Source organism: Paenirhodobacter populi, assembly GCF_004022215.1.
GTDB lineage: Bacteria > Pseudomonadota > Alphaproteobacteria > Rhodobacterales > Rhodobacteraceae > Rhodobacter > Rhodobacter populi.
Genome location: NZ_SAUZ01000003.1, coordinates 24330 through 50292 on the forward strand (window position 1 = coordinate 24330; position 25963 = coordinate 50292).

Annotated in this window: 21 protein-coding genes; 6 read left to right on the forward strand and 15 right to left on the reverse strand. The window is 67.9% G+C overall.

Features of this window, described 5'->3' with window-relative positions; translation table 11 throughout:
- Positions 1-6 precede the first annotated feature (6 nt).
- The 4 genes from D2T30_RS03285 to D2T30_RS03300 form a co-directional block, all read right to left on the reverse strand.
- Entirely contained in the window at positions 7-2199 is a 2193-nt protein-coding gene (locus D2T30_RS03285) for a cyanophycinase (RefSeq protein WP_128207628.1), read from the reverse strand.
- Between the two features lie 14 nt (positions 2200-2213).
- Positions 2214-4955, reverse strand: a complete 2742-nt coding sequence (gene cphA / locus D2T30_RS03290; protein WP_128207629.1) for a cyanophycin synthetase — start codon at positions 4953-4955, stop codon at positions 2214-2216.
- A gap of 76 nt (positions 4956-5031) precedes the next feature.
- Positions 5032-5916, reverse strand: a complete 885-nt coding sequence (locus D2T30_RS03295; protein WP_128207630.1) for a universal stress protein — start codon at positions 5914-5916, stop codon at positions 5032-5034.
- Positions 5913-7370, reverse strand: a complete 1458-nt coding sequence (locus D2T30_RS03300; protein WP_128207631.1) for an amino acid permease — start codon at positions 7368-7370, stop codon at positions 5913-5915. Before D2T30_RS03300 ends, D2T30_RS03295 begins: the two co-directional genes overlap by 4 nt.
- Positions 7371-7651: 281 nt before the next feature.
- Here D2T30_RS03300 and D2T30_RS03305 point away from each other — a divergent pair, with 281 nt between their 5' ends.
- Positions 7652-8158: an Lrp/AsnC family transcriptional regulator gene (locus D2T30_RS03305; protein WP_128182809.1), complete on the forward strand. Its 507-nt coding sequence runs from the start codon at positions 7652-7654 to the stop codon at positions 8156-8158.
- A gap of 594 nt (positions 8159-8752) precedes the next feature.
- On the opposite strand, the gene D2T30_RS03310 is transcribed toward D2T30_RS03305, so the two are convergent.
- The 4 genes from D2T30_RS03310 to D2T30_RS03325 all read right to left on the reverse strand — a co-directional run bounded on the left by D2T30_RS03310 (position 8753) and on the right by D2T30_RS03325 (position 12915).
- On the reverse strand, positions 8753-9877 hold the full coding sequence (locus D2T30_RS03310; protein WP_164884189.1) for a hypothetical protein: 1125 nt from the start codon (positions 9875-9877) through the stop codon (positions 8753-8755).
- Between the two features lie 66 nt (positions 9878-9943).
- The gene (locus tag D2T30_RS03315) at positions 9944-11326 is read right to left on the reverse strand and encodes a TolC family outer membrane protein (protein ID WP_128207633.1); all 1383 of its coding nucleotides are present in this window, start codon (positions 11324-11326) and stop codon (positions 9944-9946) included.
- Between the two features lie 110 nt (positions 11327-11436).
- Positions 11437-12087, reverse strand: coding sequence for a protein-L-isoaspartate O-methyltransferase family protein (locus D2T30_RS03320; RefSeq protein ID WP_128207634.1), 651 nt, complete (start codon positions 12085-12087; stop codon positions 11437-11439).
- Between the two features lie 51 nt (positions 12088-12138).
- The gene (locus D2T30_RS03325; RefSeq protein ID WP_128207635.1) at positions 12139-12915 is read right to left on the reverse strand and encodes a hypothetical protein; all 777 of its coding nucleotides are present in this window, start codon (positions 12913-12915) and stop codon (positions 12139-12141) included.
- A gap of 161 nt (positions 12916-13076) precedes the next feature.
- Between D2T30_RS03325 and D2T30_RS03330 the strand changes: the two genes are divergently transcribed.
- The 5 genes from D2T30_RS03330 to D2T30_RS03350 are packed head-to-tail and all read left to right on the forward strand — an operon-like array spanning position 13077 to position 17104.
- Entirely contained in the window at positions 13077-13664 is a 588-nt protein-coding gene (locus D2T30_RS03330) for an anthranilate synthase component II (RefSeq protein WP_128207636.1), read from the forward strand.
- A complete protein-coding gene (gene trpD / locus D2T30_RS03335; RefSeq protein WP_128207637.1) occupies positions 13661-14668 on the forward strand; it encodes an anthranilate phosphoribosyltransferase in 1008 nt (335 codons plus the stop codon). Before D2T30_RS03330 ends, trpD begins: the two co-directional genes overlap by 4 nt.
- A complete protein-coding gene (trpC, locus tag D2T30_RS03340) occupies positions 14665-15450 on the forward strand; it encodes an indole-3-glycerol phosphate synthase TrpC (RefSeq protein ID WP_128207638.1) in 786 nt (261 codons plus the stop codon). Before trpD ends, trpC begins: the two co-directional genes overlap by 4 nt.
- A complete protein-coding gene (moaC, locus tag D2T30_RS03345; protein ID WP_128207639.1) occupies positions 15447-15923 on the forward strand; it encodes a cyclic pyranopterin monophosphate synthase MoaC in 477 nt (158 codons plus the stop codon). Before trpC ends, moaC begins: the two co-directional genes overlap by 4 nt.
- The gene (locus tag D2T30_RS03350; protein WP_128207640.1) at positions 15920-17104 is read left to right on the forward strand and encodes a molybdopterin molybdotransferase MoeA; all 1185 of its coding nucleotides are present in this window, start codon (positions 15920-15922) and stop codon (positions 17102-17104) included. The genes moaC and D2T30_RS03350 overlap by 4 nt, the downstream gene beginning before the upstream one ends.
- Here D2T30_RS03350 and recN read toward each other — a convergent pair whose 3' ends face one another.
- The 7 genes from recN to D2T30_RS03385 all read right to left on the reverse strand — a co-directional run bounded on the left by recN (position 17105) and on the right by D2T30_RS03385 (position 25922).
- Entirely contained in the window at positions 17105-18754 is a 1650-nt protein-coding gene (recN, locus tag D2T30_RS03355; protein WP_128207641.1) for a DNA repair protein RecN, read from the reverse strand.
- A 24-nt stretch (positions 18755-18778) separates the two neighbouring features.
- Entirely contained in the window at positions 18779-19627 is an 849-nt protein-coding gene (locus tag D2T30_RS03360) for an outer membrane protein assembly factor BamD (RefSeq protein WP_128182787.1), read from the reverse strand.
- 158 nt (positions 19628-19785) lie between these two features.
- Positions 19786-20706, reverse strand: coding sequence for a UDP-3-O-acyl-N-acetylglucosamine deacetylase (gene lpxC, locus D2T30_RS03365; RefSeq protein ID WP_128182785.1), 921 nt, complete (start codon positions 20704-20706; stop codon positions 19786-19788).
- 214 nt (positions 20707-20920) lie between these two features.
- Complete coding sequence (gene ftsZ, locus D2T30_RS03370) at positions 20921-22495, reverse strand: cell division protein FtsZ (RefSeq protein ID WP_128207642.1); 1575 nt, start codon at positions 22493-22495, stop codon at positions 20921-20923.
- A gap of 231 nt (positions 22496-22726) precedes the next feature.
- A complete protein-coding gene (ftsA, locus tag D2T30_RS03375; protein ID WP_128207643.1) occupies positions 22727-24061 on the reverse strand; it encodes a cell division protein FtsA in 1335 nt (444 codons plus the stop codon).
- Positions 24058-25062, reverse strand: a complete 1005-nt coding sequence (locus tag D2T30_RS03380) for a cell division protein FtsQ/DivIB (protein ID WP_128207644.1) — start codon at positions 25060-25062, stop codon at positions 24058-24060. Before D2T30_RS03380 ends, ftsA begins: the two co-directional genes overlap by 4 nt.
- Positions 25050-25922, reverse strand: a complete 873-nt coding sequence (locus D2T30_RS03385) for a D-alanine--D-alanine ligase (RefSeq protein WP_241651188.1) — start codon at positions 25920-25922, stop codon at positions 25050-25052. The genes D2T30_RS03380 and D2T30_RS03385 overlap by 13 nt, the downstream gene beginning before the upstream one ends.
- Between the last annotated feature and the right edge of the window lie 41 nt (positions 25923-25963).

Sequence of the window (25963 nt, forward strand, 5' to 3'; positions counted from 1 at the left end):
TCAGGTTCAGCCGTGAAGATCGCGGATGCTCTCGATATCAAGAAGCCCCGTGCCGTCGGAGTTGGACGTGTAGCGCAGCGCGATGCGCGGCTCATGCCCCGGATCGGGGCCGAACGTCGGGGTGACGTCGCCGCAGCAATCGCGGATCAGCTCGGCCACCAGCCCGTCCAGCACCGCCGCCGCCGCGGGCACCGGGGCATGGCGGGCGACGGCGCCGGTCTTGAGTTCGATGATATCGCCCGGCTGGGCAAAGCTCAACCGCGTGCCCGGCGCGATGAAATCGTCACCCTGCAGTTCGCTTTTCATCTGGTCGATCTCCACCAGAACCGCGCCGCGGCTGCCGATCACCGTCAGCAGGCTGTTGTCGTGGTTGGCGATCACGCCGCTGTCCTCCAGCAGGCCAAGGCCGAAGCGCACGCCCTCTTCGGCGCAGGCGACGGCAAGGCGGCCCAGACGGCGCGACGAGGCCATGTTCTGGTCGATGATCGCCGGGCCGAAGAAGCCGAGCCCTTCCTGGATCACCAGCCCGCGCCGCCCCATGTCCGAGGCGATGCCGAAGCGCAGCGCCTCATACGAAGATCCGCCGCCGATCATGAACCCCGACAGCGCCGAGGCCGCCCCGCTGATGCCGACGATCATCCCCCCGGCCGCATGCGCCCGCGCGATGGCCGACAGGATCGGCGTCACCTCGCCCCGGTGCAGCAGCGCCTCGACCAGCCGGATCTGGTTGCCGCCGGTCAGGATGATGGTGCGCAGCGTGGCGATCCGCTCGATCAGCGCCTCGTCCCGGGCCAGCCGGTCCACGTTGTCGATGGTGATGCGCAGATCGACCGCCTCGACCCCCTTGTCGCGCAGCGCGCGGATGTAGTCATGCGCCGTCTCGCGCGGTTCGGCGGAGGCGGCGGCGATCACGCCCACCGGCCCCGAACATTGCGCCGCCATCTGCGCAAGCAGCACCGAATCCCGCTGCAGGGGGGCGGAGCCCAGCATCATCAGCCGCGCCTGCTTGACAGGCTTCACCCCGTAATCGCGCGCAAGCGCCGTGCGCCGGTTCGCCGCCAGCTGCGCCGCGTTCAGCTTGCGCGTCTGCAGGGCGGCGCGGAAATCCACCGCCGTCATGCGGAAATCCCGCTGCCGGTCAAGGATCAGCGCCTCGGCCATGCCGCCTTCGCGCGACAGCTCCACACTTGTCGCGCAACCGGTCTTGGGTTCGACGGCGCGCGCCCGGTCCGCGGGATAGCGGGCCGGATCGCCCAACACCAGCCGCGCCATCAGATCATAGAGCGTATAGGCGCCAAAGACGTTGCGCAGCGTCCGCGCGGGCGAGCAATAGGCGATGTCGCGCGCCGTCACCGGGCGCTTGCCCGGCCCCGGCTCCACCTGCGTCCCGGTCAGGTCGAACCCGTCGCCGTGGTCGAGGTAACTGATGCCGATATTCTCGATCAGCCGGCGCCGCCGGTCGTGCCGCGCGGCCTGCATGTCCAGCACGAAGACGCCGTATTCGCCGATCACCCGCGCCTGCGTGCCCTCGACGAACAGGGCGGTATTCTCATCGACGCCAAAGCCGCGTTTCGTGCCGCTGGCCATCAGACCGACCGCCAGCCGCCCGAAACGGCCGCGCTTGATGAAATGCTGATCGACCATGCCCCAGGGAAAGAAGCCAAGCCCCTCGGCCAGCAGCATCCCCGGCTTTTGCGGATCCGTCACCACGCCATAGGTCGCGGCCTCGAGCGAGGTGCCGCCCGAGATCATCACCTCGGACATGATGGCGGCGCCCGCGCTCGACCCGGCGACAAGGCCCCCCGCGGCCAGCGTCTTGCGGATCGCCTTCAGCACCGGGCTCGCCTTGCCGCCCGGCGCCAGCGCCCCGGTGATCAGCGCCTGATCGCCCCCGGTGAAATAGACCGAGCCGTAATCCCCGACCAGTTCCGCCACGGCCTTGTCCCGCGCGGCCGCCCCGGCACCGGGGCCATGCACGGGCGACAGCACCGCGTCGAATCCGTGGGCACGGAACACCTCGACCGTTTCGGGGCCGACCGCCTCGGGTTCCGACGAGGCGGTGGCAAAGACCACGATCCGCCCGCCCGACAGGCGGTGCATCTCGGCGTAGATGGCGGCGTTGTCGTCTTCGAGACGGCCGCCGATGACCGCGAGCTTCGGCGCGGCGCCCCTGTCCGGGGGCAGGTTCTTCTGTGTCATTTCGGTCGGGCCGGTCACTCTTGCGGGGCGATCAGCACGCCGCGTTCGTCGGAAATCACCGTATAGCCCGCCGGGATGTCAAAGGCGGTCTCGGCCATGCGCCGGGCCACGGTATCTTCCTCGGGCGCGCCGAAGGCCGGGGTGAAATGGATGATCTGCTTCCACGACCGGGTGATGTTTTCGCAGAAGAACAGGATCAGGTCGTCACGCTGCGCCTGTTCCAGCGCGGCGGCAAGGGCCTTGTCCTCTTCCTCGATGATGGTGATGGCGGCGGGATCCACGCCCTGCGCGATCAGCGCGGCCTGCATCAGGCGCGGCATTTCATCCGGGGCACGGCCGCGCACGTTGTCATCGCGGTGGCAGATGTAGCTGTCGAAATGACCCGCGACCTTGGCGGCGATGGCGGTCACGTCCTCGTCCCGCCGGTCGCCCGGGCAGGTGACGCAGACGATGCGCCGCCCGCGCGGCTTCAGCCGGTCCACCAGATCGACCATCGCGGCCACGGCGGCCTCGTTGTGGCCATAGTCGAGGATCACGCGGAAGCCATGTTCGTCGAACACGTTCATCCGGCCCGGAGACTGGAAGAAGGTGTTGTCGAAGGTCCGCAGCCCCTGCCGGATCTGGTCCAGCGTCTTGCCGAGCGCAAAGGCCATCCCCGCCGCGAACATGGCGTTTTCCACGTTGTGCAGCGCCTTGCCTTCCAGCGTCGCGGGGATCAGATGCGTCCAGATCAGCGGCATCTGCGTGCCGTTTTCGTAGATCACGATCTGGTCGCCGTTCATCCCCTGTTCCAGCACGATCGCCCGCTTGCCCAGCCGGATATGTTCGCGCACCAGTTCATGGTCCGGGTTGCGGGTCACATACATGATCTGTTTCGCGGGGGAATGGGCGGCCATCTTCAGCGTATATTCGTTGTCGGCGTTCAGCACCACGGTATCGCGCGTCACCTCGGCGATCACCCGCTTGACCCGCGCCAGCCCGTCGAGCGTGTCGACCCCGCCCAGCCCGAGGTGGTCCGAGGTCACGTTTAGCACCGCCCCCACGTCGCAGAAATTGTAACCGAGCCCCGAGCGCACGATGCCGCCCCGCGCCGTTTCCAGCACCGCGATGTCCACCGAGGGATCGCGCAGCACCATCTTGGCCGAGACCGGCCCCGTCATGTCGCCCTTCACCGTGACATTGCCGTCGATCATCACCGCATCGGTCGAGGTCTGGCCCACCACATGCCCCGCCATCTTGAGGATATGCGCCAGCATCCGCGAACAGGTGGTCTTGCCGTTGGTGCCGGTCAGCGCCGCGATCGGCACGCGCGACTGGCTGCCCGGCGGGAACAGCATGTCGATGATCGCGCCGCCCACGTCGCGCGGCTTGCCCTCGGAGGGCGCGATATGCATCCGCAGGCCGGGGCCGGCGTTGATCTCGCAGATGCCGCCGCCGGTTTCGCGGTAGCTGCGGGTGATGTCGGTGGTCAGGAAATCCACCGCGCCCACGTCAAGCCCGATCGCCCGGATCGCGCGTTCCGCCATCAGCTTGTTGTCCGGGTGGATCGTGTCGGTCACATCGACCGCCGTGCCGCCGGTCGAGATGTTGGCGGTCTTGCGCAGATAGACCTCTTCGCCCTCGGGCGGCACGGTTTCGGTCGTGTAGCCGCGTTCCTCCAGCAGCCGCAGCGCCTGTTCGTCGAGTTCGAGCCGCGTCAGCACGTTCTCATGCCCGATGCCGCGGCGCGGATCCTGATTCACGATCTCGACCAGTTCGGCGATGGTGCTGCGCCCGTCGCCCTTCACATGGCCGGGCACCCGGCGGGCGGCGGCGACCAGCGTGCCGTTCACCACCAGAAGCCGGTGATCGTCGCCGCGCAGCATGGTTTCCACGACGACGGCCGAGCCTTCGGCATCGGCGGTGGCGAAGGCCGCGGGAACGCCCTCCTCACCGGTGATGTTCACCGTGACGCCGCGCCCGTGATTGCCGTCGAGCGGCTTGATCACCACCGGATAGCCGATCCGGTCGGCAGCCCCCAGAGCCTCGTCGACATCATAGACCAGCCGCTGTTTCGGCACCGGCAGGCCAAGATCCGACAGGATCTGGTTGCACATGTTCTTGTCCGAGGCGAGCTCGACGGCGATATGCGAGGTCTGCGAGGTCAGCGCCGCCTCGATCCGCTGCTGATACTTGCCCTGCCCGACCTGAATCAGGCTGGCGTCGTTCAGCCGGTAGACCGGAATGTCGCGCGACCGCGCCGCCCGCACCAGCTCCATCGCCGAAGGACCGAGCGAGCGTTTTTCCGCGTAGATCAGGAAATCCTCGACATCGTCGTCCAGCACCGGCTCCGGCTCGCCCTCCTCCGGGTCGGCGGCACGGGCGATGGCGGCGAGCATGTCGCAGGCGACCTCACCGGCTTCGAGCCCGATATCCTCGTTCTCGTAGCTGTAGAAGACCTCGACCAGATCCGGTTCGTCCGAGGGTTCGGACCATGCGAGGTCACCGTCGATCCCCGCCGCGCGCTGCAACTGCAGCGCGAGCTTCGCCACCAGATCGCCGACCGACAGCGCCGCGCCGTCGCGCAGCGCGGCGATCCAGTCCGCCTCGTCGCGCGCGAAACCGGGCAGAACCTCCGCCAGACGGTCCGCCACCGCGGGGCCAAGGGCGCGCAGCGCCTCGGCGTAGCGCGGCTTGACGTCGAGGCCAAGCCGGATCACCGGCGCACTGGCATGGACATTGGGACCGACATAGACAGAGGTGGAATCGATATTCATTCAGGGTTCCTCATTGGACTCCGGTCTTTGTCTGGTCGCGACAGCGGCGGAACCGGGCACCGCTGCGCCTGAGGGATCAGCCGGCCGGGCGCGGAATGACGATGCGCGGCACCGGGGCGAACCGCGCGATCTTGCCCGAGTTGGAGCCGAGAAAGACCCGCAGGAACGGGCCAAGATGGCTCGACCCGATCACGATCAATTCGTTCTCGAGCCAGCCGATGCTGTCAATCGCGGCCTTCCATGTCGGCCCGTCGCCCAGCACACTTTCGGGCGCGGCGCCGTCTTTCCAGGCGTCGCGGATGCCGTCCTGCACCGCCTGCGCCTGCGCGCGAAGCTGATTCGAGACAAGGTTTTCCGCGTCATAGCCCGCGCCGGTCGGATACATCTGCTTGTCGCGCACGATGAAGCTGGCGAGCCGCAGCGGGACCTTGAACGCGGTGGCAAAGATCCGCGCCTCGGCGATGACACCGGATGCGTCGTTCGCGGCGGTGACGGTGCAGGTGATGCGGCTGATCCGCGCGCCCTCCGCCGCCGTATAGCCGCGCGGCGCCAGGATCACCGGGCGCGTCGAGCTGTGCAGGATCTCGGTTGCCGTGGTGCCTTCGGCAAAGCGGCCCAGCACCGCCGTCCGCGCCGAGCCGAGCACGACCCCGTCGACGTCGAATTCCTCCGCCGCGTCGCGCAGCCCCTTGCCCGCCAGACTGGCGGTGCGGGACAGGAATTCCGCCTCGATCCCCTCGGGCAGCCCGGCCCGGGCCGAGGCCAGCGTTTTCGCAGCGTGTTTCTCAAGGAATTGCGCATATTCCGCGTCGACCCGGGCGGGCGAGGGATGGTCCCATCCCTCGGGATGCACGGTCACGACGATCAGCCGGCCACCGCTCGACCTTGCCAGCGTGGCGGCCAGAGCCAGCGCCTCGCGCCCGCCCTTGTCCGCCGTATACCCGACCAGAAGCTTCATCATGCGTCACCACGTTTCTCGAGCCGCGAATGCCGCGCCGAATAGACGAAATAGAAGGTGCCCGCGATGATAGCCCAGATCGCCGTGATCTTGAAAACAATGAGCGACAGGCTGGAAATCAGATAGAGGCACATGATGATGCTGAGGATCGGCAGCAGCGGGAACAGCGGCACCTTGAAGCCGCGCGGCGCGTCGGGCCGGGTATAGCGCAGCACGATCACCCCGATCGACACCACGGTAAAGGCCACCAGCGTGCCCATGCTGGTCAGGTCCCACAGCACGTCCGACGGCAGGAAGGCGGCGATCGCCGCGACGCAGCAGGCGACGACGAAGGTGTTCACCGTCGGCGTCATCGTATGCGGGTTCACCTTGCTGAACACCGGCGGCAGCATCCCGTCGCGCGACATGGCGAACAGGATCCGCGTCTGGCCGTAAAGCACCACCAGCGTCACCGACAGGACCGAGATCACCGCCCCCGCCGCCAGCACGATCGCCGGCCAGCGCGAGCCGGTGATGTTTTGCAAGATCGTGGCGAGGCCCGCCTCCTGCCCCTCGAAATCCGCCTGCGCCTGCGCGCCGAGCGCGGCAAAGGCGACAAGGATGTAGAACCCCGCCACGATCACCAGCGCCAGCCCGATCGCCAGCGGCAGGTTGCGCCGCGGGTTTTCCACCTCGTCCCCCGCCGTCGAAACCGCATCGAGCCCGATGAAGGTGAAGAAGATCGATCCCGCCGCCATCGAAACGCCGGTGAAGCCGTTCGGGGCGAAGGGCGTCATGTTGTCGCTGTTGAACGCCGTCAGCGCGATGATGATGAACATCGCCAGCACGCCGAGCTTGACGCAGACCATGATCGCATTCGCCCGCGCGGATTCGCGCGAGCCGCGCGTCAGCAGCAGGCAGCACAGGAAGACGAGGCAGGCCGCCGGCAGGTTGATCAGCCCGTCGCCGCCGAAATGCAGCGCATAGCCCTCGGCCACCAGCGGCGCGGACAGCAGCGCGCGGGGCAGTTCCAGCCCGGTCACGTTCCAGATCAGGTTGTGCAGATATTCCGACCAGCCGACACTGACCGCCGCCGCCGAAATCCCGTATTCCATGATCAGGCAGGCCGCGACCAGAAACGCCACCCCCTCGCCGAGCGTCGCATAGGCGTAGGAATAGGAGGAGCCCGAGACCGGGATCATCGAACTCATCTCGGCATAGCACAGCGCGGTCAGCCCCGCCGCGATCCCGGCGATGAGGAACGAAAACAGCACCGCGGGCCCCGCGACGGGCACCTGCTCGCTCAGCACGAAGAAAATACCGGTGCCGATCGTTGCGCCGACACCGAACATCGTCAACTGGAACAGCGTGATCGAGCGGCCGAGGCTGTGGCCGTCGTCGGGCGTGGCGGAATCGGAAACATAGGTGTCGATGGGCTTCTTGCGCAGAAGGCGCTGCCCAAGGCTGGTTTGCGTCATATATCTGTCCCTGTTGAAAATTTTCCGGCCGGTGTCCGGCCCGCTTTTTTTCAAGAGCTAGCATATGACCCACGGGAAATCCTGTTGTTGTTCCCCGCCTGCGCCCCAGATGCTGCGCCGCAGAAGGCTTCCGGAAACAGATGTTATCGCGAACATCCCTGGCTGCGTGAATCACAGACGGCGCCGGGCGGGCGGGACGAGTCGGAGAAGATCTTGACGCTGTCGGCGGCGGGCCGCACGATCCACAGGCAGCCCCCGACCGTCAGCCAGACCGGAGCGTCATGAAAGACAACAACAAAGCACTCTCGCTCGACAAGATCGACATCAGGATCCTGGAACGTCTTCAGGCCAACGGTCGCATGACCAATCAGGAACTGGCCGATGCCGTCGGTCTTTCCGCCAGCCCCTGCCTGAACCGGGTGCGGCGGCTGGAAAGGGCGGGCATCATCACCGGCTACAATGCGCAGATCGCCCTGTCGAAGGTCTGCCGCCATGTCGACGTCATCGCGGCGGTCACGCTGAAGGCGCATGCCCCCGAGGATTTCGAAGTGTTTGAAAAGATGGTCATGTCAATGCATTTCGTGACGGAATGCACCAAGGTCAGCGGCCCGATCGACTATCTGGTGCATTTCGTCTGCCCGGACATCTCGGCCTATCAGATGCTGTCGGACGATCTGCTGATCATGGGGCCGAAGATCGCCAACCTGTCCAGCTACATGGTTCTGAAAACCGTGAAACCCTATCAGGGACCGGCGCTCGACAGCCTGCTGGCCTCTCCCACGCGCTGAGGAATTTCGGGAAGGTTGCCCCGCGCGGTTGCCCGTCATGACGCTTGCGGCGCCGTTGCTCCGCCATCAGCAGTCCGGGGCGCTGCGGCAGATATCGCGGAGAGGGCGGACAAGACTCCCGCGGAAAATATCCTGCGTTCCGGGGCGGCTTCAGCCTATGGAAAGCTGTCCTGCTTCGGCCGTGTCATCCTGCTTCGGTTGGGTGACCTTTCTCAGGTCATCTGCTTTCTGTGGTGTATCGCTGATTTCAGTCGCACGACTCCGCCCATGAAAACGTCGCCCGTTTCCGTCGCATGGAGCCGTCGAGCAACGCCGTCCCGTTTCCGTCGTATCGATCCTTGCCCATCAAGCAACGCCGCCGCGATTCCGTCGTATCGATCCTTGCCCATCAAGCAACGCCGCCGCGTTTTCGGTCTTTTTCGACGCAGCAACGTCGCCCAGCTCAGATCGCGGGGCTTCCGCTCTCGCAAGAAGTGCTGTCGATTATCGGCTGCACGCTTCTTGGCCCGGTTTCAATCGTGCGGTCTTCAAAAGACGGTCCGCGCGTATCCCCACAGACGCGCCTTCCGGAAGCGGGTTCGCCCGCCCATCCGTTCACTCGAAATCCGTTCCGATCAGCGATCGCTGAATTTCCCGGCGCACGAGCTTGCGGACGTTTTGGGTGATCTTCTGACCAAGGACACCCTGCAGTTCCTCGCGGATCAGCCGGGCGACAAGCACGCGCAGCGCGTCTTCGTCGATGCCGGGCAGTTCGGATTGATCCTCTTCGTCATCGACCTCCTGAAACGGAGCGCGCAGGTCTTCGTCGATGCCGCCGCGATGGATGGCGAAGCGGGGCATGCCGACCCGGGGTTCTTCGGCAATCGCCGCCTCGGTCACCGGTTCATCGGCCACGGCCTCATCCGCCATAGGCTCCTCGGTGACGGGTTCTTGAACGGGCTCGTCGGCAACGGATCCGGCTTCGACGGCAGGCACCGATGCGATGACGGGCTCAGCCTCGGCGATGACTTCCGGTTCCGCGGCAGGTTCCAGTTCGGCAACAACCGCCGACGCAGCGATGGGTTCGACCTCGCTGGCGGCTTCCGGTTCGGCATCAGCCTCCTGTTCGGCCGGCATGCCGACGTCTTCCGACGCGGTGGTGAGCGCGGACTCGCGGACAGGCTCCGGCTCAGCGACAGCTACCGGCTCAGCGGCGGGCACCGACACGGCAACGGGTTCCGGCTGGGGCGCGCTGGCGGGCTCCGGCGCCGCCACAGGCGCCGCAGCGGCGACCTCTTCGGCGGCTTCCGCGACCGGCGCCTTGGCGGGTTCGGCAACCTCCCGCGGCGCCTCGACCGGCGCCCGCGGCGCGGGCGCGATGGAGATCACGTTCGTCTCGGCGATTTCCGCGACAGGCGCCCGCTCCGGCAGATCGGCGCTGGCCGCGCTGACCGAAGCCTCCATCTCCGCGATGGAGTTTTCGAGGCGGCTCAGTTCGTCCACCAGAGTCGACTCGGCGGGCGGAACGGGGGCGGTCTGCGGCGCCTCGCCGATCCGCTGCGCCGGCGTCAGCAGCAGGAAGGAACCGTCGGTATCCGCCTCGGGCTGCGCCACAACCGGCGGCGCTTCCGCCGGGACCGCAACGATGGCCGGTCGCGGCTCCGGCTTGCTGTCTTGCGATACGAGGCGGCGGATCGACGCCAGGACATCCTCGATCTCGCGATCATTTTCCGCTTTCATTCCTGCCATCTCAGCGTCCCCCGCTTCTCAATTTCCGGTGCGGCGAATCCGAACCTCAGCTTCCCGTCAGGGCTTCCCGATCGCCTTCAGGACGCGATCGAGGCTCTTGCCCTGAACGCTGGTTCCCGGCGCGTTCCGCACGGCATTGTAATAGGCCGCCGGATCGTAGGTCGGAATGCCAAGCTTCAGATCTTCCACCGTCAACAGACCCATAGCCAAAAGGAGTTGATAATATCCTACCTGCAGATCGGCTTCCGCATTGATCCGCGAGGCGCGGGCATCCAGCAGCGTCTGTTCCGAATCCAGCACGTCCAGCGTCGTGCGCGAACCGAGCGAGGCTTCCTCCCGCACGCCCTGATAGGCGACCTCGGCCGCGGCGATCTGTTCCGCATAGGCCTGGATCTGCGCGCGATAGACATCGATCATCGCCCAGGCCTGCGCCGTGGTATTGGAAATCTCGACCACCGCCTGCCGCAGCGCCGCCCTCGCGCGTTCCCGATTCGCGATGGACTGGCGGTGCAGCGACGACAGCTGACCGCCGGAATAGATCGTCTGGCTGAGCGAGATCCCCGCCGAGGTGGTCTGGCGCCCGCCCTCGGAATTGCCGAACCCGGCCGAGCCGCTGATCTGCGGCAGGCGCTGCGCGGCGGCGGCCTGAACGGACAGCTCGGCGATGGTGACGTTGTGCTGCGCCTGCTTGACCGACGGATTGTTGCGTTCCGCCGTGCTGCGCGCCAGTTCCAGCGTCTTCGGCAGCTGCGGCGGCTTCGGCAGGGCCGCAAGATCGCCCGGATAATGGCCCACCGTCGCGCGATAGGTCTCCCGCGCGATCTGGTAATTCCCCCGCGCCGCGGCGAGCGAGGCGCGGGCCGAAGCCTCCGCCGCCTCGGCCTGCGACACATCCGTGCGGGTCACCTCGCCCGCCTCGAACCTGTCGCGGGTGGCCTTGAGTTCCTCGCCATAGACGCGGACCGAATTTTCGTTGATCGACACCTGCTCGGCCGCGCTCCGGACCTGCGTATAGGCCTGAATCGCCGACAGAAGCACGTTCTGCTCGATCCCGCGCAGGGCCTCGCGCGTGGACAGCACGGTTTCCTTGGTGATGTCGAGCGACAGCCGGTTCCGGCCGAAATCGAACAGCGTCATCGAGGCGGCAAGCTGCGCCGAGGCGGTCTGCAGGTCGCGGGCCGACGACCCCGTCGTCGTGTCGCTGCGCGAATAGTTGTAGCCCGCCGACCATTGCAGAACCGGCCGCAGCGCGGCGACGGCCTGCGCCACGTCTTCGTCCGCCGCGCGCAGGGTGGCGCGGTTCTGTTCCAGCAGGTTCGACGTGCGATAGGCCGACACCAGCGCATCCGACAGCGTTTCCGCCGGCAGCATGGTGGGCGCAAGCATCCCCAGCCCGGCCAGCGCGGCGATCCGCAATCCGTTCAGCAAGCGCTGCGTCATATCTGCACCCTCATTCGTATCCCGGACCGCTTCTGCGTCGGCGCGGGGGCGGGACGAATCACGCATGGAAACACGCCCGCGGGAAAATGTTACCCCGAGGCGATGGACGCTCAGAGTGCGAATGCAGGTTCTACGCCGAAGCCCGGCAAAACCGGCGCTGTCGCGTTGAAAACATCGCGCCAGATGATCACGCCGTCGATCTTGCGCCCAAGCCGCGCCGTGCCAAGCGCCCCGCGCATGAAGATGGCGGCGATGCGGCCGCCGTCCTTGAGCTGCGCGCCGATCTGCTCGGGCAGGGTCTGGATCGCGCCTTCGATGATGATCGCGTCATAGGGGCCATGCCGGGGCGAGCCCTGATCCAGCGGCCCGGCGACGACCGCGACATTGTCCACGCCCTCCCGCGCCAGCGCCGATTCGGCCAGCGTGGCGGTATCGCCTTCCTCGACGGCGACGACAGCCTCGGCCATGCGCGCGATCACCGCGCTCGAATAGCCAAGCCCGCAGCCGATATCCAGCACCAGCTCGTCGGGCTGGATATCCAGCGCATCGAGCATTTTCGCGAAGCTGCGCGGCTCAAGGATCACCCGTCCCGGCGCGACGGGCAGGTTTTCCCCGATATAGGCGGCCTCGCGGCGGGCGGCGGGCACGAAATCCTCCCGCGGAACATGCAGCATCGCCTCGATGATGGGAAATTTCGTCACATCGTTGGGACGAACCTGAGTGTCGACCATCGTGACACGGCGCGCGACGAAATCTTGCATTTCCAGAACTCTCTTTGGTGCCGAGGCCATCAAGTCTTGCCACAGAATGCGTTACGGAGCAACAGATCCGGCCGTATCCGGTTGCGGTGAGGCCAGCGCCCTGACCGGCCCGACCGAGGCGCCGGGCACCAGCAGGATTTCACCCCCGGGCAGGCGCAGGGATTGCCCCGCACCGGCAGCGGGGAACAGATCGGGGGCCCGCGCCTCGCCGGGCGGGGGCACGGGAATGGCGGCCTCGGCCGCCGGGCGGCTGTCTTCCGTCACCACCGCCGGAGCGGCGGGGATCGCGGGCGCGGCGATTTCGCCGGGCCGCGCCGCCGGTTCGGTTTCCGAGGCGGGCGCGGCGCCGGCGGGTTCCTCCACCTGCACCGGGCGGTCGGGGGTGGAAAGCGCATGCTCCGCCACCTCGGCGGCGGGAGCGGGCGGGGCGCTGTCGTCCAGCGGCGCGACGACGGGACTGGCGGGCTGCGTCTGTGCCAGCGGCGAGGCCGCGCGCGGCGTGGCGGGCTCGGCCCCCATCGGATCCGTCTGCGGCACCTGCGGCAGGGCAAGCTCGGGCATGTGGGGCACCTCGACCGGCGCGGGGGTTTCGGGGGCCGCCCGCTCCGGAACGGCCACCGCCGCCGGGGCGGACTCCGGCACCGCCAATGGCCGTGGCGCGGCGCGCGGAACCTCCTGCTCGACCGTTCCCACGGCTTTCGGGGCCGGGTCGTGCGGGCGATTCGCCCCGGGTTCCGGCGGCAATGGCGCCAGCACGGACAGCACGCCAAGCCCCAGCACCGAGACCACCCCGCCCGCGCCAAGCCCTGCCAGCAATCCGCGCCCCATGCACTGCCTCTTCAATTCTCTCGTTGCGCCCCGTTCCGGGGCCGAAACGCCCGCAAAACAGCCCTGCGGGCCTTGACCCGGCCCCCCTGCTCTGAACATCTATAGCCCGACGCCCGGCCCGGTTCATCCCCTGAATGCCGGGGCGATGAGGAAAACCGCCCATGCTTCTGCTTATCGATAACTACGACAGCTTCACTTACAATCTGGTTCATTACTTCGGTGAACTCGGCGCGGATGTGAAGGTGGTGCGCAACGACGCGCTCGACGTGCAGCAGGCGATGGGACTCGGGGCGGAGGCGATCGTGCTGTCGCCCGGCCCCTGCGATCCGGCACAGGCGGGGATCTGCCTGCCGCTGACGCTGGCGGCGGCCGAGGCGGGGGTGCCGCTTCTGGGCGTCTGCCTTGGCCACCAGACCATCGGCGAGGCTTTCGGCGGCAAGGTCGTCCGGGCGGGCGAAACCGTGCACGGCAAGATGGGCTCGATCGTGCATGAAGGCAAAGGCCTGTTCCGCGGCCTGCCCTCCCCCTTCCTCGCCACGCGCTACCATTCGCTGATCGTGGACCGCGACAGCCTGCCCGACAGCCTCGAGGTCACGGCATGGCTTGACGACGGGACGATCATGGGGCTGCGACACCGCGAGCGGCTGATCGAGGGCGTGCAGTTCCACCCGGAATCCATCGCTTCGGAACACGGGCATCAGATGCTGCGCAACTTTCTGGACGAGGCGAAGGTGAGGATGCCGGCATGAGCGGTCTGAAATCCCTGATCGGCATCGCGGCGGAACGCCCGCTGACCCGGGCCGAGGCCGAAGAGGCGTTCGAGACGTTCTTCGAGGGCACCGCTACGCCTTCGCAGATGGGCGGCTTCCTGATGGCGCTGCGCACGCGCGGCGAGACGGTCGATGAAATCGCCGCCGCCGCCGCCGTGATGCGCGCCAAGATGAACCCCGCCCGCGCGCCCGAAGGCGCCATCGACATCGTCGGCACCGGCGGCGACGGCAAGGGCACGCTGAACATCTCCACCGCCACGGCCTTCGTCGTCGCGGGCGCGGGCGTGTCGGTGGCCAAGCACGGCAACCGCAACCTGTCGTCGAAATCCGGCGCGGCGGATGCGCTGTCGGCGCTTGGCATCGACGTGATGAAGGGCATCGATGCCTCGGAACGCGCCTTGTCCGAGGCGGGCATCGGCTTTCTGATGGCCCCCGTCCACCACCCCGCGATGCGCCATATCGGGCCGACGCGGGTGGAACTGGGCACCCGGACGATCTTCAACCTGCTCGGGCCGCTGACCAATCCCGCCGGGGTGAAGCGGCAACTGACCGGCACCTTTTCGCGCGACTGGATCCGCCCGATGGCCGAGGTGCTGCAAAAGCTCGGGTCCGAGGCCGCGTGGCTTGTGCATGGCGGCGACGGCACGGATGAGCTGTCGATCGCGGGCATCAGCTGGGTCGCCGCGCTGGAAGGCGATCAGATCCGCGAATTCGAGGTTCACCCCGAGGATGCCGGCCTGCCCGTCCATGACTTCGCCGAGATCATCGGCGGCGAACCGGCGGAAAACGCCGCCGCCTTCACCCGGCTGCTGGAGGGCGAAACCGGCGGCTACCGCGATGCGGTGCTGCTGAACTCCGCCGCCGCGCTGGTGGTGGCGGGCAAGGCCGCCTCGTTGAAGGAAGGCGCGGCGCTGGCCGCCGAAAGCCTCGATTCCGGCGCGGCCAAAGGCAAACTCGACGCATTGAAGCGGCTGACGGCATGAACATCCTCGACAAGATCAAGGCCTACAAGCTCCAAGAGATCGCGACCGCCAAGGCCGCGCGCCCGCTGGCGGAGGTCGAGGCCGCGGCCCGCGCCCAGACCCCCACGCGCGGCTTCGCGCGGGCCTTGGCGGCGAAGGCCGCGCAGGGCTATGGCCTGATCGCCGAGATCAAGAAGGCCTCGCCCTCCAAGGGCCTGATCCGCCCGGATTTCGACCCGCCCGCGCTCGCCCGCGCCTATGAACAGGGCGGCGCGGCCTGCCTGTCGGTGCTGACGGATACGCCCTCGTTCCAGGGCGCGCCGGAATTCCTGACCGCCGCCCGCGCTGCCTGCGCCCTGCCCGCCTTGCGCAAGGATTTCCTTTACGACACCTATCAGGTGGCCGAGGCCCGCGCCTGGGGCGCCGACTGCATCCTCATCATCATGGCCTCGGTCGAGGACAGCCTTGCCGCGGAACTCGAAGACGCCGCGCTCGGCTGGGGGATGGATGTGCTGGTCGAGGTGCATGACGCGCCCGAACTCGACCGTGCGCTGCGGCTGCGCTCCCCCCTGATCGGGGTCAACAACCGCAACCTCAAGACCTTCGAGGTCACGCTGAACACCACCCGCGCGCTGGCCCCCACGATCTTGGCCGAGGGCCGCGATCTGGTCTGCGAAAGCGGCATCTTCACCCCCGCCGACCTCGCCGCGATGGCCGATGTGGGGGCGCACCGCTTCCTGATCGGCGAAAGCCTGATGCGTCAGGCGGACGTTGCCTCCGCGACCAAGGCGCTTATCGCATGAGCCTGAGCCATTTCGACGCCGAGGGGCAGGCCCATATGGTCGACGTGTCGGACAAGGCCGAAACGGATCGCACCGCCATTGCCGAAGGCGCGGTGGTCATGCGTCCCGAAACGCTGGCCCATGTGCTGGCCGGCACGGCGAAAAAGGGCGACGTGCTGGGCATCGCCCGCATCGCCGGGATCATGGCGGCGAAGAAGACATCGGACCTGATCCCGCTGTGCCATCCGCTGCCGATCTCCAAGGTCTCGCTCGACCTGATCCCGGACGAAGCCCTGCCCGGCGTGCGGATCACCGCGACGGTGCGCACCACCGGTAGGACAGGGGTTGAGATGGAGGCGCTGACCGCCGTTTCCGTCGCCGCGCTGACCGTCTACGACATGCTCAAGGCCGTCGAGAAATCCATGCGCATCGAGGGGATCCGTGTCATGCTGAAAGACGGCGGAAAATCCGGACGCTACGAGGCCGAGGCATGATTTCAACCCGCGAAGCCCTGCGCCGTGTCTGCGATCTGGTCGAACCTTGCGGGGTCGAGACCGTGCCCCTGCGCGCCGCCTGCGGCCGGGTCATGGCCGCCCCCGCCGTGGCACGCCTGACGCAGCCGCCCTTCGACGCCTCGGCGATGGACGGCTACTGGGTCGCCCGCGCGGATTACACGCCGGGCGCCCGGTTGCCCATCGTGGGCGAGGCTGCCGCCGGGCGCGGCTTCGACGGCCTGCCGCCCGCGGGCACGACGGTGCGGATCTTCACCGGCGCCCCCTGCCCCGCCCCGGGTGGCGTGGTCATCATGCAGGAGAACATCACGCGCGAGGGCGATGCCATCATCCTTCCCGCCGCGCTGCCCGAGGCCGACAACATCCGCCCGCGCGGACAGGATTTCGCCGAGGGCATGGAATACCGCCCCGCGCATCCGCTGACCCCGCGCGATCTGGGCCTGTTGGCCGCGATGAACGTGGCCGAGGTGCAGGTCCACCGCCGCCCCGTGGTCGCGGTGATCGCCACCGGCGACGAACTCGTCCAACCCGGGGAGACGCCTGCCCCCGACCAGATCGTCTGCTCGAACAACGTGATGCTTGCCGCCATCGCCGAACAGGCGGGGGCCGAGGTCCGCATCCTGCCCATAGCCCGCGACACCGAGGAAAGCCTGCGCTTCACCTTCGGTCTGGCGGCGGGATCGGACCTGATCGTGACCTCGGGCGGCGCCTCGGTCGGCGATCACGATCTGGTGGGCAAGGTGGCCGCCGATCTGGGGATGGAGCGCAGCTTCTGGAAGATCGCCATGCGCCCCGGCAAGCCGCTGATGGCGGGACGCATGGGCAATTCGGTGCTGCTCGGCCTGCCGGGCAACCCGGTTTCGGCGGCGGTCTGCGCGCAGCTTTTCCTCGTGCCGATGATCCGCAAGATGTGCGGCCAGCCCGCCCCGATTCAGGAGCCGCGCCACGCCGAGCTGGCCGTGGACCTCGGCCCGACCGGCCCACGGCGGCATTACATGCGCGCCCGGCTGGAACCCGGCGATCCGCTGCCCCGGATCGTGCCCTACGACAGTCAGGATTCCGCCCGGTTGCGCATTCTGGCCGAGGCAGACGTGCTCCTGATCCGGCCCAAGGACGACGGGCCGATCCAGGCGGGCGAGATCGTCGAATACCTGCCCTTGTGATCAGCCGGCCAGCAGCTCCTGCGCCGCGGCGCGGGCGGCAACGGTAACCTCGGCGCCCGAGATCATCCGGGCGATCTCGTCCACCCGATCCCCGGGCCGCAGGGCGACGACGCGCGAGGTGGTCATCCCCTCCGCCACGGATTTCTGCACCCGGAAATGATGGCTGCCACGCGCGGCGACCTGCGGCGAATGGGTGACGACCAGCACCTGCGCCACCTCGGCCAGCTTCGCCAGACGCCGCCCGACGGCATCCGCCGTCGCCCCGCCGACGCCCCGGTCGATTTCATCGAAGATCAGCGTCAGCGCATCGCCGCCGCGCGCCAGCACCACCTTGAGCGCCAGCAGAAACCGCGACAGCTCGCCCCCCGAGGCGATCCGGTCGAGCGGCCCGGCCGGCGCGCCCGGATTGGTGGCGACGGTAAAGGCGACGGTATCCGCACCCTCGGCCCCCGGCTCGCCCGGCGTGACCTGCGTGGTGAAGACCGCGCGTTCGAGCTTCAGCGGCGCCAGCTCCGCCGCCATCGCCTGATCGAGCCGGGCCGCCGCCTCGCTCCGCGCCGCGGTCAGCCGCGCGGCCTCGGCCTGATAGGCGGCTTCGGTGCGGGCCAGATCGGCTTCCAGCCGGGCCAGCCCCTCTTCCCCCGCGTCCAGCGCGGCCAGACGGGCGCGCAGATCCCCGGCCAGCGCGGCCAGATCGTCGGGCGCCACGCCATGCTTGCGCGCCAGCCCGCGGATCGCGAACAGGCGTTCCTCGCAATCCTCCAAGGCGCGGGGATCGAAGGACAGCGCATCGAGCGCGCTTTCCACGCCCGAGGCCGCCTCGCCGAGTTCGATCAGCGCCCGATCGAGCGCCGCAAGCGGCCCTTCGAGCCGCCCGTCCGCCCGGTCCGCCGCGCCCTGCAGCCAGCGGTCGGCGTCGCGCATCGCACCCTCGGCGCCCTCAGGACCAAGGGCCTGAAGCGCGCGGGCGACATCGGCGCGGATCCGCTCGGCCGCCTGCATCTGCCTGCGGCGGGCATCCAGATCGGCCTCCTCCCCCGGCTGCGGGTCGAGCTTGTCGAGTTCCCCGACCGCGTGGCGCAGGAAATCCTCTTCCTCCTTCACGGCGGCGAGTTGCGCGCGCGCCGAGGCGAGCGCCTTGCCCGCCCGCGCCCGCGTGGTCCAGGCCGTGCGCACCGCCGCCAGCAGATCGTCATAGCCGCCGAAAGCATCCAGCAGCGCCCGGTGCCCGCGCGCATTCAGCAGCCCGCCATCGTCATGCTGCCCGTGCAGCTCCACCAGCGTTGCGGAAACCGCCCGCAATACCTCGCCCGAGGCGCGGCGATCGTTGATCCACGCCGTCTTGCGGCCGTCGCGGGCATTGACGCGGCGCAGGATCAACTCGTCCCCGGCAGGAATCCCGGCCTCGTCCAGCACGGCGCGGGCCGGATGCCCGGCGGGCATGTCGAACACCGCCGTCACCTCGCCCTGATCGGCGCCCTTGCGCACCAGCTCGGCCCGCCCGCGCCAGCCCAGCACGAATCCCAGACAATCGAGCAGGATGGATTTCCCGGCGCCGGTTTCCCCGGTCAGCACGTTCAGACCCGGCCGGAAATCCAGATCCAGCCGGTCGATCAGCAACATGTCACGGATGTCGAGCGTGCGCAGCATCGCCTACCTCGGATCCCGGGGAGTTTACATCCACTCGCCCCGGATGACCTGACGATAGACGCTGGCCAGCCAGTTGTCGCCCTTCGCCTCGGGGCTCAGGCCCTGCTTCTTCAGCAGGCGGAAGGCATCGTCGTAGAAGGGCGAGGACCGGAAGTTGTGGCCGAGAATCGCCCCCGCCGTCTGCGCCTCGTCGGTGATGCCAAGGGCCAGATAGGCCTCGACCAGCCGCTCCAGCGCCTCGGGCGTCTGGGTGGTGGTCTGGAACTGCTCGACGACGATGCGGAAGCGGTTGATCGCGGCGGTGTAGTGGCCCTGCTTGAGATAGTAGCGCCCGACCTCCATCTCCTTCGCCGCCAGATGGTCGAAGGCAAGGTCGAATTTCAGCATCGCGGAACGGGCATAATCGCTTTCGGGATATTGCTCGATCACCTCGCGCAGCGCCTGCAACGCCTGATAGGTCAGGCCCTGATCGCGGCCGACCTCGTCGATCTGGTCGTAATAGCTCAGCGCCAGCAGGTATTTCGCATAGGCCGCATCCTCGTCCCCCGGATAGGTATCGAGGAATCGCTGCGCCGAGGCCCGCGCCTCTTCGTATTGTTTCGCCCGGTGCTGGGTATAGGCTTCCATGATGAGCCCGCGTTTCGCCCATTCGGAATAGGGATAGAGCCGCTCCACCGCCGAGAAATACTTCAGCGCCTGCGTCGGCCGGCGGGGATTGCCCACCTCAAGCTCGTATTCGCCGCGCTTGTAGATCTGTTCGGCGGTGAAATTCTCCAGCGGCGGTTCCCGGCTGGCGCTGCTGCCGCAACCGGCCAGAGCCGCCACAAGCACAAGACTGCCGACCCGAAACGCCGCCGATCTGCCGAGTGCCATGCCCTTGCCTCTTCCAGTTTCGCATGTGGACGGGACCGCCCCATGCCGCCAAGCCCGCCTGTTCCGGCGATTGCTTCGCTCTCCTAGCACAGAAAAATCCGGGGCGCAAAACGCCTTTCGCACGGCAAGAGCGCATGCGCCGGTCGCCGCGGGCCGCCTTAACGAGCGGCCACGGCGACGCGGCGGGCGACGCCCGCACCCGGCAGGCTGTGGGCCTGCGCCGGGCTGCAGATTTCCCAGGTCCAGGCCGTGGGATCGGCGAACAGGGCGCGCAGCAGCTTGTTCGTCATCGCGTGACCCGAACGGTTGCCGACGTAGCGCCCGATGATCGGGCCGCCGGCCAGCGCCAGGTCCCCCATCGCGTCCAGCATCTTGTGGCGCACGGCTTCGTCCTGATGGCGCAGGCCACCGGGGCTGAGCACCTTGTCGCCATCGACGACGACGGCGTTTTCATAGGTGCCGCCAAGCGCCAGCCCGTGCGACTGCATGTAGTCCACATCCGCCTGACGGCAGAAGGTGCGGCTGTCCATCAGTTCGCGCACGAAGGTGCCGTTGGCCATGTTCAGGTGCTTTTCCTGACGGCCGATCGCGGCATCGGTGAAGTCGATGGCGAAGTCGATCTCGAAATCGTCGGCGGGTTCCAGCCGGGCGCGGGCCTCCCCCTCGCCGACCTCGATCGGCTTGAGGATGCGAATCGCGCGCAGGGGCGCGACCTGACGCTGAATGCCGACACGGCGCATGGCGCGCACGAAGGGCGCCGAGGATCCGTCGAGGATCGGCACTTCCGGCCCGTCGATCTCGATCAGCGCGTTGTTGATGCCAAGGCCCGACAGCGCCGCCATGATATGTTCGATCGTCGAAACCGAGACGCCATCCTGATTTTCGATCAGGGTGCAAAGTTTCGACGGCGTGACCGTATCCCAACGCGCCACGATCAGCGGATCGCGGTCGGTGATGTCGGTGCGGCAGAAGACATAGCCGTGGTCCGCCGGCGCCGGGTTGACAACCATCCGCACCGGGGCGCCCGAGTGGAGGCCCACGCCGTCGAAGGTTACCTTGGATCCGAGTGTCGTTTGCACGTTACGCTCCTGTTAACTGCTCTTCCGGGTATTCCCCCCGGCTCGCATCATCAGTTAGGCAGGACCGCAAAACTTAACAATTCACTCTTTGCAACAGGATGAAACAATCGTGACGCGGCGTGGCAGATCACCGCCGAGAACGCCATAAACCCCTGAACTACAAAAGAAAAAGGCCGGGCGGAACCCGGCCTTCGCGAAAACATTTGTGAACCGCTCAGTTCGCCTGACGGCGCAGGAAGGCCGGGATTTCGATGCGATCCTGGTCCTGTTCGGGTTCGTCCTCATAAACCGGGCGCTGCGCCGCGGGCTGGGGACGGGCGGGCTGCGGGGCCGGTTGCTCGGCGCCGTGGCCGGTCATCCGGTTGATCAGCGAGTTGATTCCGAAGCGCGGCTTTTCATGGGCGGGCTGCGGCGCGGGGCGCGGTTGCGCCGCGGCGGCGGGGCGCTGGTGATAGCCGCCCGGCTGCTTGTTCACCGCGGCTTGCAGGCGCGCCATCGCCTCGGCCGAGGGCTGGCCCGGCTGGCGCGGACGCGGCGCGACGAAATCGCCCGGATCGTCCTCGACATGCAGGTCGCGGCTCGCCTGACGCGGCGGATAGGCCGGCGGCGGCATGTCGTCGACGGCCTCGTCAACGATCCGCTGCGGCGCCGGCTGCGGCGCGGGCGCGGCGTCGAACAGGGTGCGTTCGGCGGCGGTCGGATGCTGCGCGTGCTGCGCGGCGACCGGCTGCGGCGCGGGCTGGGCGGCGGGGGCCACCGGCGCCTCGACCTTCAGCGGCTCGGCCATCGAGCGGCGCGGCACCGGCACTTCGGAGGTCGCGGGCGTCGCGTCGATCCCGGTCGCCACGACCGAAACGCGCATCGCGCCGTTCATGTCCGGATCCAGCGTCGAGCCGACGATGATGTTCGCCTCGGGGTCCACTTCCTCGCGGATGCGGTTCGCGGCTTCGTCCAGCTCGAACAGGGTCAGGTCGTAGCCGCCGGTGATGTTGATCAGCACGCCCTTCGCGCCCTTGAGCGAGATCTCGTCCAGCAGCGGGTTGGCGATCGCCTTTTCGGCGGCCTGCACGGCGCGGTCGTCGCCCTCGGATTCGCCGGTGCCCATCATCGCCTTGCCCATCTCGTCCATCACCGAGCGGACATCGGCGAAGTCGAGGTTGATCAGGCCCGGGCGCACCATCAGGTCGGAGATGCCCTTGACGCCCTGATACAGGACGTTGTCGGCCAGCGCGAAAGCCTCGGTGAAGGTGGTGCGTTCATTCGCCAGACGGAACAGGTTCTGGTTCGGAATGATGATGAGGGTATCGACGACCTTCTGCAGCGCCTCGATGCCGGCCTCGGCCTGCTTCATGCGCTTGGTGCCCTCGAACTGGAAGGGCTTGGTCACGACGCCGACGGTCAGCACGCCAAGCTCCCGCGCCGCCTGCGCGATGATCGGCGCGGCGCCGGTGCCGGTGCCGCCGCCCATGCCGGCGGTGATGAAGCACATGTGGGCACCCGCGAGATGGTCGACGATTTCCTCGATCGTCTCTTCCGCCGCGGCGGCGCCCACGGCTGGACGTGCCCCGGCGCCCAGCCCTTCCGTGACCTTGACGCCCATCTGCACGCGCGCCTGCGCCCGCGATTGCTGAAGGGCCTGCGCGTCGGTATTCGCGACGACGAATTCCACGCCCTCAAGCTGCTGCTCGATCATGTTGTTGACCGCGTTGCCACCTGCACCGCCGACACCGAACACGGTGATCCGCGGCTTGAGATCCTGCTGTTCCGACGCCGAGAAGGTCAAGGTCATGAGTTTCCGCCTGTTTTGTTCTGATCGGCCCTGTCCCGGCCGAATTTCACCGAATTACAGACGATCCTAACGGTGAATCCGCAAAACGTCACCCAAAAAACACAGCTTCCACACAAAATCTGGCGCGAAACGAATGTGTTTCAGCGGCATTTCGCGCATCCCTCACGATCTGGTGGGCATGGGTCCGCACGCCCCTAGCCGCACCGCGTGCGACGGGGGAACGGACCGCCCTCACCAGTTCTCGCGGAACCAGCGTATGGCACGGCGGAAGGGACGGCCCTGCAGCCGCTCCGCCGGTATTTCAAAGTCCCAGACCTCGTCCTGCGGGCTGGCCGCCGACAGCGCCAGCCCGACGACCGAGGAAAACCCCGCCCCCGTGGCGGCCTGCGGCAGACCCTGCACCCGCAGCGGACGGCCGAGCCGCACGTTCTGCCCAAGGATCCGCGCCGCAAGGCCGTCAAGCCCCGGCGTCTGGCTCGCCCCGCCGGTCAGCACGACCTGCTGGCTGGGCAGATGGTCGAAGCCCGCCGCGTCCAGAATGGCCCGCACCTCTTCGAGGATCTCCTCGACCCGGGGGCGCATGATGCCGATGAGTTCCGCGCGGCTGATCTGCCGGCGGTCCTTTTCCCAGTCGCCGGAATTGCCGCCGAGCTCGATCATCTCGCGGTCGTCCATGCCGGTCGCGACGACGCCGCCGTGGAAGGTCTTGATCCGCTCGGCCATGTTCAGCGGGATCTGCAAGCCCACCGCGATGTCATGGGTGATGCTGTCGCCGCCCATCTGCACGGTGTCGGCAAAGATCATGTGCTTCTTCATGAAGATCGACACGCCAGTCGCCCCGCCGCCGATGTCGATGCAGGCGGCGCCAAGCTCCTGTTCATCCTCGACCAGCGAGGACAGGCCCGAGACATAGGCCGAAGACGCCACCCCGGCCAGTTCGAGGTCCGAACGCCGGATGCAATAGATCAGGTTCTGCACCGCCGAGGTCTCGACCGTCAGCAGGTGCATGTCCACCGCCAGCCGGTTGCCGACATGGCCACGCGGATCCGACAGGCCCGAACGGTGATCCAGCGCGAAGTTCACCGGATGGGCGTGCAGCACCTCGCGCCCCATGCCGATGTCGGGCATGTCGCAGCCGGCCAGCACGCGGGCCACGTCCTGTTCCCCCACCTGCGCGTCCAGCACCTCGACCTCGCTTGCAAGGCCGTAGCTGCGCGGCCCGGCCCCGGCGAAACAGGCGATGACGTGATCGACGCGGGTATTCGCCATCTTCTGCGCCGCCTGAACGACGGTGCGGATCGCGCCCTCGGTCTTCTTCATCTCGTCGATCTCGCCGAAGCGGACGCCGCGCGATTGCGTCGTCGCCGCGCCGATCACGCGGAACTTCGACTGCCCCGCCAGCGGCCCCACCCCCTCGGCCTCCAGCGCCGGGTCCGATCCGTCGAAACGCAGCACCAGACAGGCGATCTTCGAGGTGCCGATGTCGAGCAGCGCAACCACGCCGCGCTGCATCGCGGCCTTGCGCATCGCCCGCATCGCCCGTTGCGACTGATAGAAATCGGTCATGGGGAAGCCTTCGCGTTGGACTTGGTGTCGGAACTCCGGGCCGAGGCCCGGGTGGTTTCGGTCTTCTTCTCCGGCACGATCTGGCCGGTGACGATCTGGAACTGTTCCAGCGAATTCGGGGTCAGCCGGATCGTCGGGCGATCCTGATTGCGCATGTCGACCACGGCGAAATCGCGGCTGAGCAGGTCATCGCTGCGATCGAGCGACAGCACCTCTTCGACCGCGCGGGCGGGGTTCTTGCTGGGTAGCAGGATGCGGCGGTTGTCGGCCAGCGCGATGTCCCAGCGGCGTTCCCCCATGCGGATCAGGCCGCGCATCTTCGGCAGCAGGGGCTCGGCCGCGGACAGGATTTCCAGCGCCTCGGGCACGGCGGCATCGGCACCCTCGCCGGCGATCAGCGGCAGGTCCGGGCGCGCGTCCCGCCGGGTCAGCGAGGCGACGCGATGCCCGCCCGCGTCCAGCATCTCGATCCCGTTCGGGGTGCGCCACAGGATCACCGGCTGGCGTTCCGTCACCTTCACCTCCAGCGTGCCGGAGCGCACGATCACCGCCGCGTCCTGCACCGCATCCAGCCGCGCGATCGCATCGTGATAGGCCGTCAGGTCGATGGCAAAGCTCGACGCCGGCAGCTCGATCGGCAGGAGCATCCGCGCCGCCTCCTCGACCTCCGGGCCCGCGCCCTCGACCTTCAGCTCCGAGACGCGGAATTCCGGCCGGTTCTGGATCTGCAATTTGACGTCATCGACCCATTGCACGAAATCGGCGCGGCGCCCCTCGTCCCCGAACCACAGCCCAAGGCCGAGCGTCACCGCGAATATCGGCGCGCCGATCCGGGTCAGCGCCCGCACCACCGGCGTCAGCCACAGCCGTTGCAGCCGGAAGGCCAGCCGCGAGGGCGCGCGGTAACGCTGCCCGCCCCGGCGCCCGAATATCACGCGCCGCTGCCCGGCCTGCAGGACCGGCTCGCGGCGCAGGCGCGGTTCCCCGTTCAGCGGTCGCATGAGGCATCCTCCACGAGCCGCCGGCACAGCGTCGGAAAATCGATGCCCTCCGCCGCCGCCTGTTCGGGGGCGAGCGAGGTCGGCGTCATCCCCGGCTGGGTGTTGATCTCAAGCAGCACGAGCCCGTCGATGCCGCGCGTGTCGTCCCAGCGGAAATCCGCGCGGCTCAGGCCGCGGCAGCCAAGCGCAAGATGGGCGCGCAGGGAATAGTCCCGCACGGCCTGCGCGACATCATCGGGGATCTGCGCCGGGCAGACATGCCGCGCGCCGCCCGCGGCCGCATATTTCGCGGTGTAGTCATACCAGCCATCGGTGAGCAGTTCCGTCACGCAGAAGGCATGGTCATCCATCACCGCACAGGTCAGCTCGCGGCCCGGCACATAGGTCTCGACCATGACGCGCGCCGGCATCTGCTCGGGCAGCGCCGGCGGGCCGTTCGCGCCAGCCGCGACGATATGGACATTGACCGATGAGCCTTCGTTGTTCGATTTCACCACATAGGGCACCGGCATGACGTGGCGCGCCATGACCTCGGCCTTGTCGGCGATCAGGCTGTCGACGACCGGCAGACCGGCGGCGCGGAAGGCCTCCTTCGCGCGGGTCTTGTCCATCGCCAGCGCCGAGGCCAGCACACCGGAGTGGGTATAGGGAATGCGCAGCCATTCGAGCAGGCCTTGCACGCAGCCATCCTCACCCCAACGGCCATGCAGCGCGTTGAAGACCACATCGGGCTGGATTTCGGCCAGCCGTGCGGGAAGGTCCGGCCCGGCATCAACCTCGACCACCTCGAAACCCGCCACCCTGAGCGCTTTGGCGCATTCAAGCGCCGACGACAGGGATACCTCGCGTTCCGAGGACATCCCGCCTTTCAATACCGCTACAAGGTGGGCTGCCCTGCTCG